The organism is Rhodococcus sp. IEGM 1241 (assembly GCF_033142365.1).
Classification (GTDB): Bacteria; Actinomycetota; Actinomycetes; order Mycobacteriales; family Mycobacteriaceae; genus Rhodococcus_F; species Rhodococcus_F erythropolis.
Window position 1 is genome coordinate 1,859,538 of the sequence record NZ_JAWLSE010000001.1, and the last position, 13,508, is coordinate 1,873,045.

At 61.8% G+C, this 13,508-nt stretch carries 15 protein-coding genes; 8 read left to right on the plus strand and 7 right to left on the minus strand.

From position 1 onward, the window contains the following. Nucleotides 1-37 precede the first annotated feature (37 nt). From R4P70_RS08950 to R4P70_RS08965, 4 genes are all read left to right on the plus strand, one after another. On the plus strand, nucleotides 38-1,000 hold the full coding sequence (locus R4P70_RS08950) for an iron-siderophore ABC transporter substrate-binding protein (RefSeq protein ID WP_411742460.1): 963 nt from the start codon (nucleotides 38-40) through the stop codon (nucleotides 998-1,000). A 153-nt stretch (nucleotides 1,001-1,153) separates the two neighbouring features. Next, on the plus strand, nucleotides 1,154-1,852 hold the full coding sequence (locus R4P70_RS08955) for a CPBP family intramembrane glutamic endopeptidase (RefSeq protein WP_020908494.1): 699 nt from the start codon (nucleotides 1,154-1,156) through the stop codon (nucleotides 1,850-1,852). Nucleotides 1,853-1,921: 69 nt separating this feature from the next. Next, the gene (locus R4P70_RS08960) at nucleotides 1,922-3,322 is read left to right on the plus strand and encodes an amidohydrolase family protein (protein WP_151532300.1); all 1,401 of its coding nucleotides are present in this window, start codon (nucleotides 1,922-1,924) and stop codon (nucleotides 3,320-3,322) included. Nucleotide 3,323: 1 nt separating this feature from the next. Further along, nucleotides 3,324-4,265, plus strand: a complete 942-nt coding sequence (locus tag R4P70_RS08965) for an antibiotic biosynthesis monooxygenase (protein WP_020970233.1) — start codon at nucleotides 3,324-3,326, stop codon at nucleotides 4,263-4,265. On the opposite strand, the gene R4P70_RS08970 is transcribed toward R4P70_RS08965, so the two are convergent. Next, nucleotides 4,253-4,483 (minus strand): PLD nuclease N-terminal domain-containing protein, encoded by a 231-nt coding sequence (locus tag R4P70_RS08970; RefSeq protein ID WP_029536799.1) that lies wholly within the window; start codon nucleotides 4,481-4,483, stop codon nucleotides 4,253-4,255. The two genes, R4P70_RS08965 and R4P70_RS08970, sit on opposite strands and share 13 nt — an antisense overlap. An 888-nt stretch (nucleotides 4,484-5,371) precedes the next feature. Here R4P70_RS08970 and R4P70_RS08975 point away from each other — a divergent pair. Next, nucleotides 5,372-6,154, plus strand: a complete 783-nt coding sequence (locus R4P70_RS08975) for a DUF1906 domain-containing protein (RefSeq protein ID WP_020908491.1) — start codon at nucleotides 5,372-5,374, stop codon at nucleotides 6,152-6,154. Here the strand turns inward: R4P70_RS08975 and R4P70_RS08980 are convergent. Then, the gene (locus tag R4P70_RS08980; protein WP_007726289.1) at nucleotides 6,141-6,641 is read right to left on the minus strand and encodes a nuclear transport factor 2 family protein; all 501 of its coding nucleotides are present in this window, start codon (nucleotides 6,639-6,641) and stop codon (nucleotides 6,141-6,143) included. The two genes, R4P70_RS08975 and R4P70_RS08980, sit on opposite strands and share 14 nt — an antisense overlap. A gap of 235 nt (nucleotides 6,642-6,876) precedes the next feature. Further along, complete coding sequence (locus tag R4P70_RS08985; RefSeq protein ID WP_060939502.1) at nucleotides 6,877-8,322, minus strand: MFS transporter; 1,446 nt, start codon at nucleotides 8,320-8,322, stop codon at nucleotides 6,877-6,879. A gap of 86 nt (nucleotides 8,323-8,408) precedes the next feature. Between R4P70_RS08985 and R4P70_RS08990 the strand changes: the two genes are divergently transcribed. After that, on the plus strand, nucleotides 8,409-8,867 hold the full coding sequence (locus R4P70_RS08990) for a MarR family winged helix-turn-helix transcriptional regulator (protein ID WP_078377383.1): 459 nt from the start codon (nucleotides 8,409-8,411) through the stop codon (nucleotides 8,865-8,867). Here R4P70_RS08990 and R4P70_RS08995 read toward each other — a convergent pair. From R4P70_RS08995 to R4P70_RS09005, 3 genes are all read right to left on the minus strand, one after another. Next, the gene (locus R4P70_RS08995; RefSeq protein WP_020908488.1) at nucleotides 8,858-9,259 is read right to left on the minus strand and encodes a hypothetical protein; all 402 of its coding nucleotides are present in this window, start codon (nucleotides 9,257-9,259) and stop codon (nucleotides 8,858-8,860) included. The genes R4P70_RS08990 and R4P70_RS08995 overlap by 10 nt on opposite strands. Nucleotides 9,260-9,337: 78 nt before the next feature. Beyond that, nucleotides 9,338-10,081: a hypothetical protein gene (locus R4P70_RS09000; protein WP_029255827.1), complete on the minus strand. Its 744-nt coding sequence runs from the start codon at nucleotides 10,079-10,081 to the stop codon at nucleotides 9,338-9,340. Nucleotides 10,082-10,352: 271 nt separating this feature from the next. After that, nucleotides 10,353-10,655, minus strand: coding sequence for a 4a-hydroxytetrahydrobiopterin dehydratase (locus R4P70_RS09005; protein WP_019744528.1), 303 nt, complete (start codon nucleotides 10,653-10,655; stop codon nucleotides 10,353-10,355). A gap of 16 nt (nucleotides 10,656-10,671) precedes the next feature. Between R4P70_RS09005 and R4P70_RS09010 the strand changes: the two genes are divergently transcribed. Next, nucleotides 10,672-11,097, plus strand: coding sequence for a (deoxy)nucleoside triphosphate pyrophosphohydrolase (locus R4P70_RS09010; RefSeq protein ID WP_024487314.1), 426 nt, complete (start codon nucleotides 10,672-10,674; stop codon nucleotides 11,095-11,097). On the opposite strand, the gene R4P70_RS09015 is transcribed toward R4P70_RS09010, so the two are convergent. Beyond that, the gene (locus R4P70_RS09015) at nucleotides 11,075-11,251 is read right to left on the minus strand and encodes a hypothetical protein (RefSeq protein WP_019744526.1); all 177 of its coding nucleotides are present in this window, start codon (nucleotides 11,249-11,251) and stop codon (nucleotides 11,075-11,077) included. The two genes, R4P70_RS09010 and R4P70_RS09015, sit on opposite strands and share 23 nt — an antisense overlap. Before the next feature lie 324 nt (nucleotides 11,252-11,575). Between R4P70_RS09015 and typA the strand changes: the two genes are divergently transcribed. Then, nucleotides 11,576-13,483: a translational GTPase TypA gene (typA, locus tag R4P70_RS09020; protein ID WP_019744525.1), complete on the plus strand. Its 1,908-nt coding sequence runs from the start codon at nucleotides 11,576-11,578 to the stop codon at nucleotides 13,481-13,483. Nucleotides 13,484-13,508 lie beyond the last annotated feature (25 nt).

Here is a 13,508-nt window from a genome sequence, read left to right on the forward strand (position 1 = left end):
AGGAGTGCTGGTAACCATGCGAATCAAAGTCTCTCGAATGAAGATTGCAGTCACGGCCTTGGCGGCCTCGCTCGCCGTCGGCGGGCTTGCCGGCTGCAGCAGTGACAGCGCTGACGCACCCGCGGAGGCGGGAGCAACCGTCTCGACCATGTTCGGCGACGTCGAGGTCCCGGCCAACCCGCAGCGCGTCGTCGCGCTCGGTTGGTCGGACGCCGAGACGGCACTTGCCCTCGGAACACAGCCGGTCGGTGTCGCGGACTGGATGGCGTTCGGTGGCAAGGGTGTCGGACCCTGGATTGCGGACGAGTTCACCACGGACCCGAAGATCCTCGGAACGATGGACCTGAGCATCGAGGACGTCATTGCTCTCGACCCGGACCTGATTTTGTGGACGAGAAGCGACAACACGCAGGCCACCTACGACAAGCTCAGCGCCATCGCGCCGACGGTCGGGCCGCCCCCGGGTCTGGCCACTGCGTACGGGACGACGGTCGAGCAGCAGACCGAACTCGTCGCGAAGGCTCTCGGCAAGGAAGCAGAAGGAAAGGCGCTACTGTCCGGCCTCGACGCCAAGTTCGACGCTGCAATTGCCGCCAATCCGAGCTTTGCGGGTAAGACAGCGGCCGTCGGCGCCTACAGTTCCGACGGTTACGGCGCGTACGTACCCGGCGACGCACGCGCAGACTTCATGACCCGCCTCGGCTTCACGATCCCGACGGCGATCACCGAAAAAGCCACCGGCAACTTCTACATCCCGGTCGCCAACGAGAACCTGAACTTATTCGACGCGGATCTCACGGTGCTGTTTCCGATCTTCCTCGACAGCAGTGCGTTTGCGAACGATCCGCTACTGCGCGCAATCCCGTCGGCTCAGGAGGGACATCTGTTGATCCTCGATGACCCGGCACTCGTCAATGCGTTCTCGAGTGGCTCGGTACCGGGGTTGACCTACGCAATCGACAACGCCGTTCCGAAGTTTGCGAGCACGCTCGGCGCCTGATCAGAGGTGTTTCGGGACCTGCCCGTCACTGTGAGCGTGTTCGCAAACAGTGGCGGGCAGTTCTCATGCGTCAGTACACTGGAAAAAGTGAACTTTCAGCTAACGAGCGGCGGCCCAGTGGAGATCGCAACGACCGCTCCTCGTTTTCCGCGGATGCATGCATACGTGGATATCGCTGTTGTGATCGTGGTGCTGGTGGGAACCAATCTGATCGCGCATTTCACCACCGCCTGGGCAAGCATCGCGACGGTACCCATCTCTGCTCTCGTCCTGTTGGCGCTCACCAAGCGCCGGGGAATGGGATGGGCGGAATTGGGGCTCTCACCTCGCGATCTCCGGCGGGGTTCGAAGTACGCCCTTGCCGCTGTCGGCCTGGTCCTGACCGTTGTCGCCGTCGGCGCGTTGCTTCCGCTTACACGCCCCTTCTTCATGGCGGATCGCTACGCCACAATTTCCGGCGCGATCATCGCGTCGATGATCGTGATCCCGCTGCAGACCGTCATTCCCGAAGAGTTGGCTTTCCGTGGCGTCCTGCACGGCACGTTGAACCGGGTCAGTGGATTCCGCGGCGTCGCCGCTGCCGGTTCTCTAATGTTCGGACTGTGGCACATCGCGTCGTCGATGGGTTTGACCAGCGGTAACGAAGGTCTGTCCGGCTTTCTCGGTACCGGAGTCGTCGGCCAGGTCGCCGGTATCCTCGGAGCTGTTCTCGCCACCGCTGCGGCCGGTCTCGTATTCACCTGGCTTCGTCATCGCAGCGGCAGTCTCATTGCGCCGATTGCTCTGCATTGGTCGTTGAACGGTGCAGGTGCGCTGGCTGCGGCTCTTGTTTGGCATGCAACTCTTGCTTGATCCCAATATCTGACAAAAAGGACAGCATTCGCCGCGCGGCGCCGGGTAGTTTTGTGCTTTGCTCAGTAAGTGACGCACCTTCATCGAGGCCATGTCTTCCACATTTCCGGTCGTCCGACGGTTGAGGATGCGGCGCAGTCGCTCGTCTCGATCCCCGACGGCGTCTTGGCGATCGACGATGCCGGAACGATCGTCTACTGCGGAGAATTCGAATCGCTCCCCGGAGACCTCGCGGGCGGCGAAATTCACGATCATCGACCGGGTTTCCTGCTGCCCGGATTCGTCGATGCCCACATTCATTTCCCGCAGACCTACGCCGGCGATGCGTACGGCGGCGGCCAACTACTCGAGTGGCTCGACCTGTGCGTCTTTCCCTCCGAATCGAGATTCGCTGATCCGGAGTTCGCCCAGCACGCTGCCGAGGCCTTCTGCGCTCGCCGAATCGCGACGGGAACCACGGCCGCGATGGTGTTCGGATCGGCCTTCCCGCACGCGCAGGACGCCCTGTTCTCCGAAACTCTGAATCGCGGCCTTCGAGTGGTCAGCGGCCGCGGGATTCAGACCACCGGCCCGGCGTCCGCTGCCGCGCTGATCACCTCGGAAGAGGACGCGATCAGACTCACCCGCGAGGAGATCGACAAGTGGCACGCGGCCGACACCGGCGACGTGAACACCGCACTCATTCACGTTGCAGTGGTTCCTCGCTTCTCCCTCGCGGTGACAACACGGACGCTGAAAGACTTGGGGGAGTTGTACGACTCCGTCCGTGACCGGGGCGTCTACTTCCACAGTCACCTCAATGAGAACAATCGGCCCGGAACCGGCGAGGTCGCAACCACACTTGCCGAGTACGAGGTCGAGACCTATCTCGACACGTACGACGGCAAGTTCCTCCCCGGCTCACAGGTCGGCGGAAAGAGCTTTCTGGGTCCGCGCGCGATACTCGCGCACTCGGTGCACTGCCAGGACTCCGAACTCGCACGAATGGCCGAGACCGGAACCTCGATCGCACATTGCCCGACGTCCCAGCAGTTTCTCGGCTCAGGCACCATGCCGTGGAAGCGAACCGTTGCGTCAGGGGTCAACATCGCGATCGGATCGGACTTCGGCGGCGGCGACGAGTGCCTGCTCACCCGAGTCCTCGGCGACGCCTTCAAGGTTCATATCTCCGAAGCCGGCGACGACGGAGTGTCGATGCACCCCGCCGAACTGCTGTTCACCGGAACCCTCGCCGGTGCTCGGGCTCTGGACATGGAGAACCGGATCGGCAACTTCGACGAGGGCAAAGAGGCCGACTTCCTGGTGATCGATCCCTCCGGGTGGCCGCCGCTCGCCGGGCTCGTCAACCACGGAACGCGTTCGGATGATCCGATACTCGCCCGCGACCAGACGCTCTTCGGGCTCCTGATGGCGATGCGCGAGCCCGCGATTGCGCACGTATACGTGCAAGGGCGCCAGGTGTCGGGCTGACGTGTCGGCAACCGCCATCACCGGGTATCACCGAACGAGTTCGGGATTCCGAGCGTGGGTCGAGCGTGCGGCCGAGACCGCCGGTCGATTCGACGGCTACCTGAGCTGTGGCATCAGTGATCAACCGGAACCGGTGTCGCACGGCATGTCTGTCACATTCGACAGTGCCGACGATCTTCACCGTTGGCTGGAGTCGAGTGATCGCCGCGATCTCGAAAGAGCCGCTGCGGCAACGGGAATTCTGGCACAGACGAGTGATCTGGTCCTCGTCGACGGAGTTCTGCCGCCGCCCGGTATCGGCGTGTACGACCACGTCGTCGTCGTGGGCAAGGAGAACGAGTTTCTGCGAACGCAACGCCACCTCATCGATCTCAGTTCGCGATTTTCCGGCTACGAGTCGGTGATGTTGTTGCGGTCGGTCACCGACTCCACCCAGTGGAAGTCCGTCCTTCGGTTCCGGACCGAGCAGCAATTGGCGGAGTGGATGGCGTCGCCCGAAAGGGCCGCGGCACTGCCGAAACTGCGAGCCGAGTTGGCCGAGGACTTCACTGAGACCACGCGGTCGACACCGTTCGGCACCATTCTGCGCACGGAGAACGGGCAGACCCGTGCGACGCCGAATTGGAAAACGGCGATGATCATCCTGCTCGTTCTCTATCCGACAGTGATGACGCTGTCACGATTTCTCGGTCCGCTGCTCGACGGAATCGGAGCGCCGCCGTGGCTGTCGATGTGGTTGAGCCAGATAGTCAGCGTCGGCGCCATGACCTGGTTCCTGATGCCGACGGTCACCAGGTGGTTCCGCCACTGGCTCGACCCGGTCGACGGCGCCGTTCCCCGCACCAACTGGCGCGGTGTCGCAGCGGTAATTGCGGTGTACGTCGTGACTCTGACGCTCTTCGCCTCCGTGAAGTGGCTGCAGTTCTGGGACTACTTCGACTGAATCCGGCCTCGGCGGAAGTAGGTGAGCGGTCCGAAGAAGTTGACGAAGATGATCGCCGCCCACTTCTTCTTACTGCCATTGACCGTATTGGCAGGGCGTCGCGCCAGGTCTGTCCACGCGGCGATCGCCAACAGAGACTGAATCGTTGCGAGCAGGGCGGCGACGCGGCGCTGCGCGGGTGACAGCTCACTCCAGGATTTCTTTTTTGTGAGGTTCATGAACTCCACTGTGCCCTCGAACGTCCGATTGGTGTCGAGATAGGGCTGCTATCGGTGCCTGGAGTTCCGCAAATCGGTGTGAATAGCGTCACCATGATGACCGCTAGGTACGGTCCCGCGGTCAGTCGGGATGGTCGTTTTCGGCGTAAAGATCTCGCTAACTCGAACTGTGGCTGAATGTTTGCGCCCGGACTAAGCTCGCGTGGCCACATTGCCGCGGGGGATTTGGCCAATCTGCTGGTACGCGCTCTAGCGGGAGCAACGCCCTCTCTGTTAAGTAAGGCTTGCCAATCTTGTGGTCCGCCTACAGGTTTGATGCTGCGAGATAGCTGTTATCGGGAACGATGTTCGGAATACGTCAATAAATCGTCCGTAGGTGACAGTTTGATCACTGCCGGTGGGCGTCACCTGTGTGTATGTCCGTGTCCCGAAGGGGTCGAAATGTAACGTCCCGGACACATTTGGTGTCGCGGAAGTAACGGAAGACCTCTACTCTTATCGCCAGCAGCCACTCACGTGGCGGCAATCCTCTGGACCGTATCTTCGACAGGAGCACATCGCATGAGCAGCGCAGAATTCTCGGATGCCTTCACCTTCCTCAACGACTTCTTCAGCAACGCGTCTGATCTCTTCAGCGCTCTGAGCTTCTTCACCTCGCTCAGCTGATAGCTTCCGGCCGCTAGGCCGACTCAGTGGCCCCCGAAGACGATGTCTTCGGGGGCCACTGTTGTCTGTCTGACTATCTGTCTAACGTCCAATTTGGTGACAATGTGAGCATTGTTGGCCAAGTGCATGGCGGGGTTGATGTGACTGTGGTGGAATGCGAGCGAAAGAAGATAGCTTGCCTGCCCGCCACTTCCAGCGGGACACGCCGATGATCGGAGCTTTGTGCACGTCTCGCGAAGAAACCTCTTCAAGTACGCAGCTGCTGGATCGGCAGCTGCCGGACTCGCTGCATTGAGCGGTACGACGTCGGTGGCCAATGCCGGTTCACTAGGGACCCTGCTCGATTACGCCGCCGGTGTGCCGTCCGCTCAGGCAATCAAGGCCGCCGGGTATGCAGGCGCCATTCGATATGTCTCGGACAGGCGCCCGGGAGCCGATTGGATGGTCGGTAAGCCCGTACTGGCGCGGGAAACCGACGCGTTGACGGCGGCCGGACTCCAAGTCGTTTCCTGCTATCAATTCGGCAAGGGCGGAACGGCGGACTGGCGCGGGGCTCGCGAGGCAGGCAAGCGTCATGCTTCCCGTGGCCTCGAACTACATGCTGCGGCCGGTGGGCCGTCCGGTCGGCCGATTTACGCGTCGATCGACGACAACCCGACCAGTACCGAAATCACCACCCTGATCGCGCCGTACCTCGAGGGGTGGGCCTCGGTCGTCGGCAACGGAGCACTCGGTATCTACGGAAACACTCGCGTGATCGACGCAATGATCAGCGCCGGCGTCGGAACCTGGTTCTGGCAGCACAACTGGGGGTCGCCCGCAGGATATGTGCACCCGAGGGCAAACCTGCACCAGTTCGAGATCGACAAGCGCAAGGTCGACGGCGTGGGCGTGGATCTGAACTCGATCCTCACTCGCGACTACGGCCAGTGGTCGTTGGCCGGTGCGGTCGGTCCGGTCCAGCCCGTCGGATCCTCGTTGCCGACAGGATCTATCGCACCATAGCGCCGAATTTGGCGAGCCAGGCTTTGGCGTCATCGGGGAGGGTGCCCGCCGCTTCGGCGGCGAGGCACCATGCTTTTGCCATCGACAGGAAGTTCATCGGGTTGTAGGCGTCTTCTTCGCGAGACCACAATCCGTTGCCGGCGTAATGCAGGATCGTGATGTTGGCGGCTCCGTGCTTGGATCCGTCGCCCGGATCCTCCATCGGGTTGTCGATCTCGCACACGATCCATCCGCGCTGCTCGTCGACGACGAACCAGTTGGCCGGGAATTCGGTCATGCGGTGCCCCGGGAACTCTGTCATTGTGCGAGTGACCCACTTGCGTACAGCCTCTCGGCCATTGAGGGTGCCGAAAGCGTGTTCCACGTAGACGACGTCCTCGGTGAACATGTCCGCGAAGGCGTTCCAATCGCCGGAACGAGTGCACTCGACAACGGTGTTCTGGTACCCCGCGAAGGCGTCTTCGAGTTCGGTACGCGTCCAGGTCATGAAAGGCTCCTCGGGTAGTGGTCGCCTCAAATTAGAACACGTTGCAGAATTGATTGTCGGCGATTCGATGCAGACGAGTTCTGCGGTACCGTCGTTGACGGGTCGGGGACCCAATATGTGAGAGGGCAACGCGTGGATACCATCATCAGTTTCATCTACACACTTTTGTCGAAGTTGCAGACTGGCAGCATCGAAGGCTCTTCGGAGAAGTGAGTCCTCTGCCGGGTTGATTCCCTTACGTGACTTTCTGTTTGGGAATCAATCCGGCGAACACCATCGTCACAACGGCGGCTGCGATGGAAATCAGGAACGTGGCACGAAACGCCTCGAACGAGGGGATCACTGCGGTGCCGACGGTGATGGTCATTCCGGCCAGAACGACGCTCACGATCGCGGCAGACGTCGATGTGCCGATCGATCGCATCAAGGAGTTCAGTCCATTTGCGGCCGCAGATTCCGTGATGGGCACAGCGCCCATGATGAGGGCGGGCATCGCCGAGTACGCCAGTCCGACGCCTGCGCCGATGATCATTCCGGCAGCGGAGACCTGCCACACGCTCGAAACCGTGAAATACGCAAAGGTGTAACCCAATCCGATTATCAGCGCGCCAAGCATCAGCGTGATTCGCGGGCCTTGCCACGCCGAAATTCGAGCGGACACAGGTGAGAGTGCCATCATGACGAGTCCACCGGGAGCCAGCGCGAGTCCTGCTGCGACCATGGACAATCCGAGTCCGTAGCCGGTGGATGTCGGTGCCATGAGGAGTTGGGGGAGCGTCAAAGAGTGGCCGTACATGGCAAATCCGACGGCGATCGACGCGAAGTTGGTGAAGAGAACCTGCGGCCGGGCCGATACTCGGAGGTCCACTAGAGGTGCGTTGCGTCGAAGCTCCCACCATCCCCAAACCAGGAAGCTGAGGGCGGACACGCCCAAGAGTCCGAGCGTTTTTGCGTCGCCCCATCCCCAAGTCCCGCCTTTGGTGATGGGCAGCAGCAGAGTGATCAGGCCGACTGTGAGGCCGAGGGCTCCGACGAAGTCGAAACGGCCCGGGCGTCGTACCGTTGATTCGGGAATGACGAACGCAACAAGTGCGACGCAGATCAATCCGAGTGCCGCCGCAGTGACGAAGAGGAAGTGCCAGTTGGCATGCTGAGCGATCACCGCGGCGATGGGCAATCCGATCGCACCACCGACGCCGAGGGTGGCGCTCATGACCGCCATTGCCCCGGCTACCTTTTTCGGCGGCAGTACATCGCGAATGATGGCTATGCCCAATGGAATCGCCCCGATAGATGCTCCTTGAAGTGCACGTCCGATAATGAGCACCACGAGTGAAGGTGCGATCGCGCAGATGGCCGAGCCTAGAACGACCAATCCGAGGCTGACGAGCAGCATTCGCTTCTTGCCGAACATGTCGCCGAGCCGCCCGCTGATCGGCGTGATCACCGCGGCAGCGAGGAGTGTTGCGGTGACCGCCCACGAGGTGTCGGTGGGGGTGGAATTCAGTAGGTGAGGCAACTGCGGGATGATCGGGACTACCAGTGTCTGCATCAGCGCGACGACGATTCCGCACAGCCCGAGGACTGTGAGCACGGGACCCGAAGGTGCGTAGTTCGTGACCGTGGTTTTCTTGTCCGGGGATTTCTCGTCGACGTTCGACGAATCTGCGTGCACGGACATGCGGCTCCCGCCATGGATTGTTCTGATTTGGTGCGTTCGCCCCAATGTGCACGCTACACATCGTGTGTATTCTGCACAATATGAGTATGGATCGAGAACCCGAACTGGTGAACATCGAGTACGAGTTGACCCTGCTCTCGCGTTACCACGCGCTGGCTCAAAGAGCCGAACTTCTTCTGGACCGGTCCGCGTATCTGTTGCTCGGACGACTGGAATTGCAGCAGCCCATGAGCCTCAAGGAACTCTCTTGTGCTTTCTCGCTCGACATTTCGACCATCAACCGGCAGATCGGCGCTCTGAGGCGGCAGGGTCTGGTGGAGCGGGTGGAGGATCCGGACGGTGGGCTGGCTCGAAAAGTTCGGCCGACGGCGCAGGGTCTGGCGAAACTCCGTGCAGACCGCGCACATTCGACAGCAGGAGTCGCAAAGGCGCTGCGTGAGTGGACGCCGGAGCAGCGCTTCGCGCTCGGTGACCTACTGCGGCAATTCAATACCTCGGTCGAGTCCTTGGAAGGCCGCGAATGGCCGCGACCGAATCAGGTCTGAGAGTGCGAGACGGACCGCAGTGATCGGTCCGGATCGCTCGAATCCGATTCCGGCGCAATGACAACAAGTTTCGGATGTTCCTCGGGGGCGGTGTGATTTCCCCGCCAGGAAAGCAGTGACCAGCGTGAGAGACCGGACAGTGCCGACCCGAGGCTGGCGAACGAGCCCGAACTCAGCACCGATGCCGTAGACCCGATGCTCCCGATCGAAAGGAAAGAGCCGACGCTACCGATCGAGAGAATCGAGTATGCCGATCCGATCGAGAGAATGGACGCCTCGGATCGGATGGACAGTATCGATCGACTCGACTTGTGAGACCGTATCGACTGGTCGTCTGGGCTCGATGCCTTGTCTGGACGGCCATTCGTGATGTCCACTCGTAGATGTCCCATCTATCGGGTCTATCACGGTGATCGGAGATGCAAAAGGGACCCGCCGAAATTCGGCGGGTCCCTTTCACAAGACTTCGATCAAGCGACCGCGAACATACCCACGGTCGGGAGGAAGCTGCAGGTGATGCGATCTGCGCCTTCCGGCTGGGTGGTCAGCGAACCGCTGATCACCGAGAGGACACGTCCCGGACCCGTATCGGCAATAGCCGACAAGGTGGCGGGACCATCCGGGTTGATGCGCGACGCGTTGGTCAGGTTCTGAGTGGCGCTGCGCTGGTTGTCGATGTTGACCCAAGTCACGGTCATCGGCACCGGCTGGTCGTCGACGGCAGGAGCTGTTCCGAGAGCGGTGAAGACGAACCCGGCCTGACCGGCAGCGGGGCCGGGAGGGGGCAGGTGAGCCGGGCCCGGAACAGCAAGCGCGGTTCCGACCGAATCGGCGGTGGCCGAGATGCAGCCCTTGCCAAGCGTCGGGTAGAGGAACTGCGCGATGACGGGGGCGTTCTCGTTCGGGATTTCCGGTCCGCCGCCGCCGCTGCCGTCGAGGAAGGTGATGACCTTCTCGAGGGTGGCTTTGATCTCGGGCGGGATGCCGGGGGAGTTCAGGATCGCGCGAGCTTGGTCGAGCAACGCTTGCTGCGGGCCGCCGGCGACGTCAGCCGGACCTGCAGCGGCGCCGATGATGGCGGGCGCAAACGATGCGAGGAACTCGATCGGCACACTTTCGGGTGCGGGCGGTGCTGCCGGATCGGCCATTGCCTGTGCCGGCAATGCCAGTCCTGCTACTGCGGCAATAGCGACGGCGGTGAACGCCTTTCGCATACCTCGGGTTCGAAGCACTGTTTCCCCATCCTTAGTCATACCGCGCGGGCGCCTAGGCGAGCTCCGCGTTTGACGGCTCGAGGGGTCACTCTATGTACAGAGCCCCCGGGTTGTACAGCTGTTCAGTTGCTGAGCAGCTACGCACCGGGGGGAGTCTATGGCATGACCGGCCTCGATCGTGATTTACGGCGACCATACCTGTGACTGAAGTGATCTATGTGAAAGTTGATGCAACTGTTACGTCAGATTGCGAGGTTTGTTCACTCGGAGATCAGGCGAAACGGACCGAATCGTCGACGAGTACGTCAATTCGACGGGCAAGGTCGAAGTCCAGTTCCGTGAGACCGCCCGCCGAGTGTGTCGAAAGCGTGTACGTGACCTTTCGCCAGCGAACGTCGATGTCAGGATGATGATCTGCGGCCTCGGCGACTGCCGCGATGCGTTGAAGAAGCGCGATCGCATCCGGGAAAGTCGCGGAATCGACGGTACGAGTGATCGAGCCTGGCGACAGCTGCCAGGCCGGCAGTTCGTCGAGAGCGCTTTGGATCGCGGAGTCGGACAACAAAGTGGCCATACTCCATCATGGTGCGATGAGTGATGTGCCTGCAAGGGATCGCGAAGTTGTCGCCGGTGCGATCTTCCGCGGGGGAAGGCTGCTTCTCGCGCAGCGGACGAGTCCGCCGGCGTTGGCCGGTCGCTGGGAACTGCCGGGCGGGAAGGTCGAGGAGTTCGAAACGCCGCAGGCTGCGTTGGCCCGCGAGTTGCGCGAGGAGCTTGCGGTAGAGGTTCGATGCGGAACAAGAATCGGCGTCGACGTGCAACTGTCGGCCGGGTTGGTCCTGCGGGCGTACCGGGCGGAGTTGGTGTCCGGCGAACCGGTCGCGCTCGACCACGCTCAGTTGGCATGGGTCGATGCCGAAGAACTCTTGTCGATGGATCTGGTCGACAACGATCGAGCCTGGATCCCCGAATTGCTCGAGGAGTTGAGGGCGCTTACGCCGCGCGGGCCTTCTTGAGACCGGCTTTCAGTTCCTTCTTGGATGCGCCCTCGTTCTCGAGCTTCTTCATCCGCATGATGACAACGGGGCACTTGATGCACCGTGTCTTCTTCCGGCAGCACTTCTTTTTCGGCTTGAGCTTCGAGACCTTGCTTGCCTTGATTTTTCCCATGTGACGCTGCGGCTTTCCTGTTTCACTACGGCGGAGAGCCCGCTCTTGGAACGAGGTTAGCGTACCCTTAAACACCCTGTTTCTCCAGGTCGTAATCCTACTCGCTTCAGCGTGGTGCAGATCACTATTGGCTGGTGGGGGCGGTGATAGAGGCCGCACAATGCAGGAGTATCCGCTCGGAGCGAGTAGTATTTACTAGGCCGCGGTGCCTATTCAGGCGATTCGTGCCCTGATTCGGATCACACACTCGTGCAGCGGCCACCAGAAGAGCCGTGCGACTTGACTTTCGCGTGGCCGAATCAACTCAGCCAGGAGAGCCATCGCGTGACCACCACCAGCTTCCGTAACGTTGCCATCGTCGCACACGTCGACCACGGCAAGACCACCCTCGTCGACGCCATGCTTCGTCAGTCCGGCGCGTTCGAGGAGCGCGCCGAGCTGGTCGATCGCGTCATGGACTCCGGCGACCTCGAACGCGAGAAGGGCATCACGATCCTCGCGAAGAACACCTCGGTGCACAAGCGCAACGAGGATGGTTCGGTCACCGTCATCAACGTCATCGACACCCCGGGCCACGCCGATTTCGGTGGCGAGGTCGAGCGCGGTCTGTCCATGGTCGACGGCGTCGTCCTGCTCGTCGATGCGTCCGAGGGCCCGCTTCCGCAGACGCGTTTCGTGCTGCGTAAGGCACTTGCTGCCTCACTGCCCGTCATCTTGGTTGTCAACAAGACCGATCGTCCCGATGCTCGCATCGAAGAGGTTGTCTCCGAGGCTCAGGACTTGCTCCTGGACCTCGCGTCCGATCTCTCCGACGAGGCCGCCGAAGCCGCCGAGCTTGCGCTCGGGCTGCCGGTTCTCTACGCCTCCGGCCGCGAGGGCAAGGCTTCGACGGTGCAGCCCGAGAACGGTCAGGCGCCCGACGCCGAGGACCTCACCGCTCTGTTCCAGGTTCTGATGGAGTACGTCCCGGCCCCCAAGGGCACGGTCGACGCGCCGCTTCAGGCTCACGTCACCAACCTCGACGCGTCGGCATTCCTCGGTCGCCTCGCGCTGGTTCGCATCCACAACGGCGAGCTGCGCAAGGGCCAGACCGTGTCCTGGTGCCGCGAGGTCGACGGCGAGCCCGTCATCACCAAGACCAAGATCACCGAACTGCTCACCACCATCGGTGTCGAGCGTGTTCCCGCCGAGGTTGCGCTTGCCGGCGATATCTGCGCTGTTGCGGGCTTCCCGGACATCATGATCGGCGACACGCTTGCCGACCTCGACAACCCGGTTGCGCTGCCTCGCATCACTGTCGATCAGCCGGCTATCTCGGTCACGATCGGTACCAACACCTCACCGCTGGTCGGCCGCGTCAAGGGTCACAAGCTCACCTCGCGCATGGTCAAGGCTCGCCTGGACCAGGAGCTGGTCGGTAACGTCTCGCTCAAGGTCCTCGACATCGGACGTCCCGATGCGTGGGAGGTCCAGGGTCGTGGAGAGCTCGCGCTCGCCATCCTCGTCGAGCAGATGCGTCGCGAAGGCTTCGAACTGACCGTCGGAAAGCCGCAGGTGGTCACTCAGACTGTCGACGGTAAGATCCACGAGCCTTTCGAAGAGCTGACCATCGACAGCCCCGAGGAGTACCTCGGTGCCATCACTCAGCTTCTGGCAAACCGCAAGGGCAAGATGGTTCAGATGTCGAACCACGGTCAGGGCTGGGTTCGTATGGAGTTCATCGTTCCTTCGCGTGGTCTTATCGGCTTCCGTACGGAATTCCTCACGGATACCCGCGGAACCGGCATCGCCAACGCCGTCTTCGACGGGTACGGCCCCTGGGCCGGCGAGATTCGTGCACGCCACACCGGTTCTCTCGTGTCGGACCGTTCCGGCACGGTGACGCCGTTCGCCATGATCCAGCTGGCTGACCGCGGAACCTTCTTCGTCGAGCCCGGCGCAGACACCTACGAGGGTCACGTCGTCGGTATCAATCCCCGTCAGGAAGACCTCGACATCAACGTCACCCGCGAGAAGAAGCTGACCAACATGCGTCAGTCGTCCGCAGACGTGATGGAGACCCTCGCGAAGCCCATCAAGCTCGAGCTCGAAGCGGCCATGGAATTCTGCTCCGGCGACGAGTGCGTCGAGGTCACCCCCGAGGACGTCCGCGTCCGCAAGGTGCATCTCAATGCAACCGAGCGCGCTCGCGAGCGTTCGCGTAGCAAGTCTCGCGACAAGGCTGCTCTGTAGTCTTTCGTCGGTTACCACCTGACAG

Bases quoted from the DNA above. Each gene is read 5' to 3' on its own strand.
- R4P70_RS08950 (WP_411742460.1), top strand. From the start codon at position 38: ATGAAGATTGCAGTCACGGCCTTGGCGGCCTCGCTCGCCGTCGGCGGG.
- R4P70_RS08955 (WP_020908494.1), top strand. From the start codon at position 1,154: ATGCATGCATACGTGGATATCGCTGTTGTGATCGTGGTGCTGGTGGGA.
- R4P70_RS08970 (WP_029536799.1), bottom strand. From the start codon at position 4,483: ATGAACCTCACAAAAAAGAAATCCTGGAGTGAGCTGTCACCCGCGCAG.
- R4P70_RS08980 (WP_007726289.1), bottom strand. From the start codon at position 6,641: ATGACCTGGACGCGTACCGAACTCGAAGACGCCTTCGCGGGGTACCAG.
- R4P70_RS08985 (WP_060939502.1), bottom strand. From the start codon at position 8,322: ATGTCCGTGCACGCAGATTCGTCGAACGTCGACGAGAAATCCCCGGAC.
- R4P70_RS08990 (WP_078377383.1), top strand. From the start codon at position 8,409: ATGGATCGAGAACCCGAACTGGTGAACATCGAGTACGAGTTGACCCTG.
- R4P70_RS08995 (WP_020908488.1), bottom strand. From the start codon at position 9,259: ATGGGACATCTACGAGTGGACATCACGAATGGCCGTCCAGACAAGGCA.
- R4P70_RS09000 (WP_029255827.1), bottom strand. From the start codon at position 10,081: ATGCGAAAGGCGTTCACCGCCGTCGCTATTGCCGCAGTAGCAGGACTG.
- R4P70_RS09005 (WP_019744528.1), bottom strand. From the start codon at position 10,655: ATGGCCACTTTGTTGTCCGACTCCGCGATCCAAAGCGCTCTCGACGAA.
- R4P70_RS09010 (WP_024487314.1), top strand. From the start codon at position 10,672: ATGAGTGATGTGCCTGCAAGGGATCGCGAAGTTGTCGCCGGTGCGATC.
- R4P70_RS09015 (WP_019744526.1), bottom strand. From the start codon at position 11,251: ATGGGAAAAATCAAGGCAAGCAAGGTCTCGAAGCTCAAGCCGAAAAAG.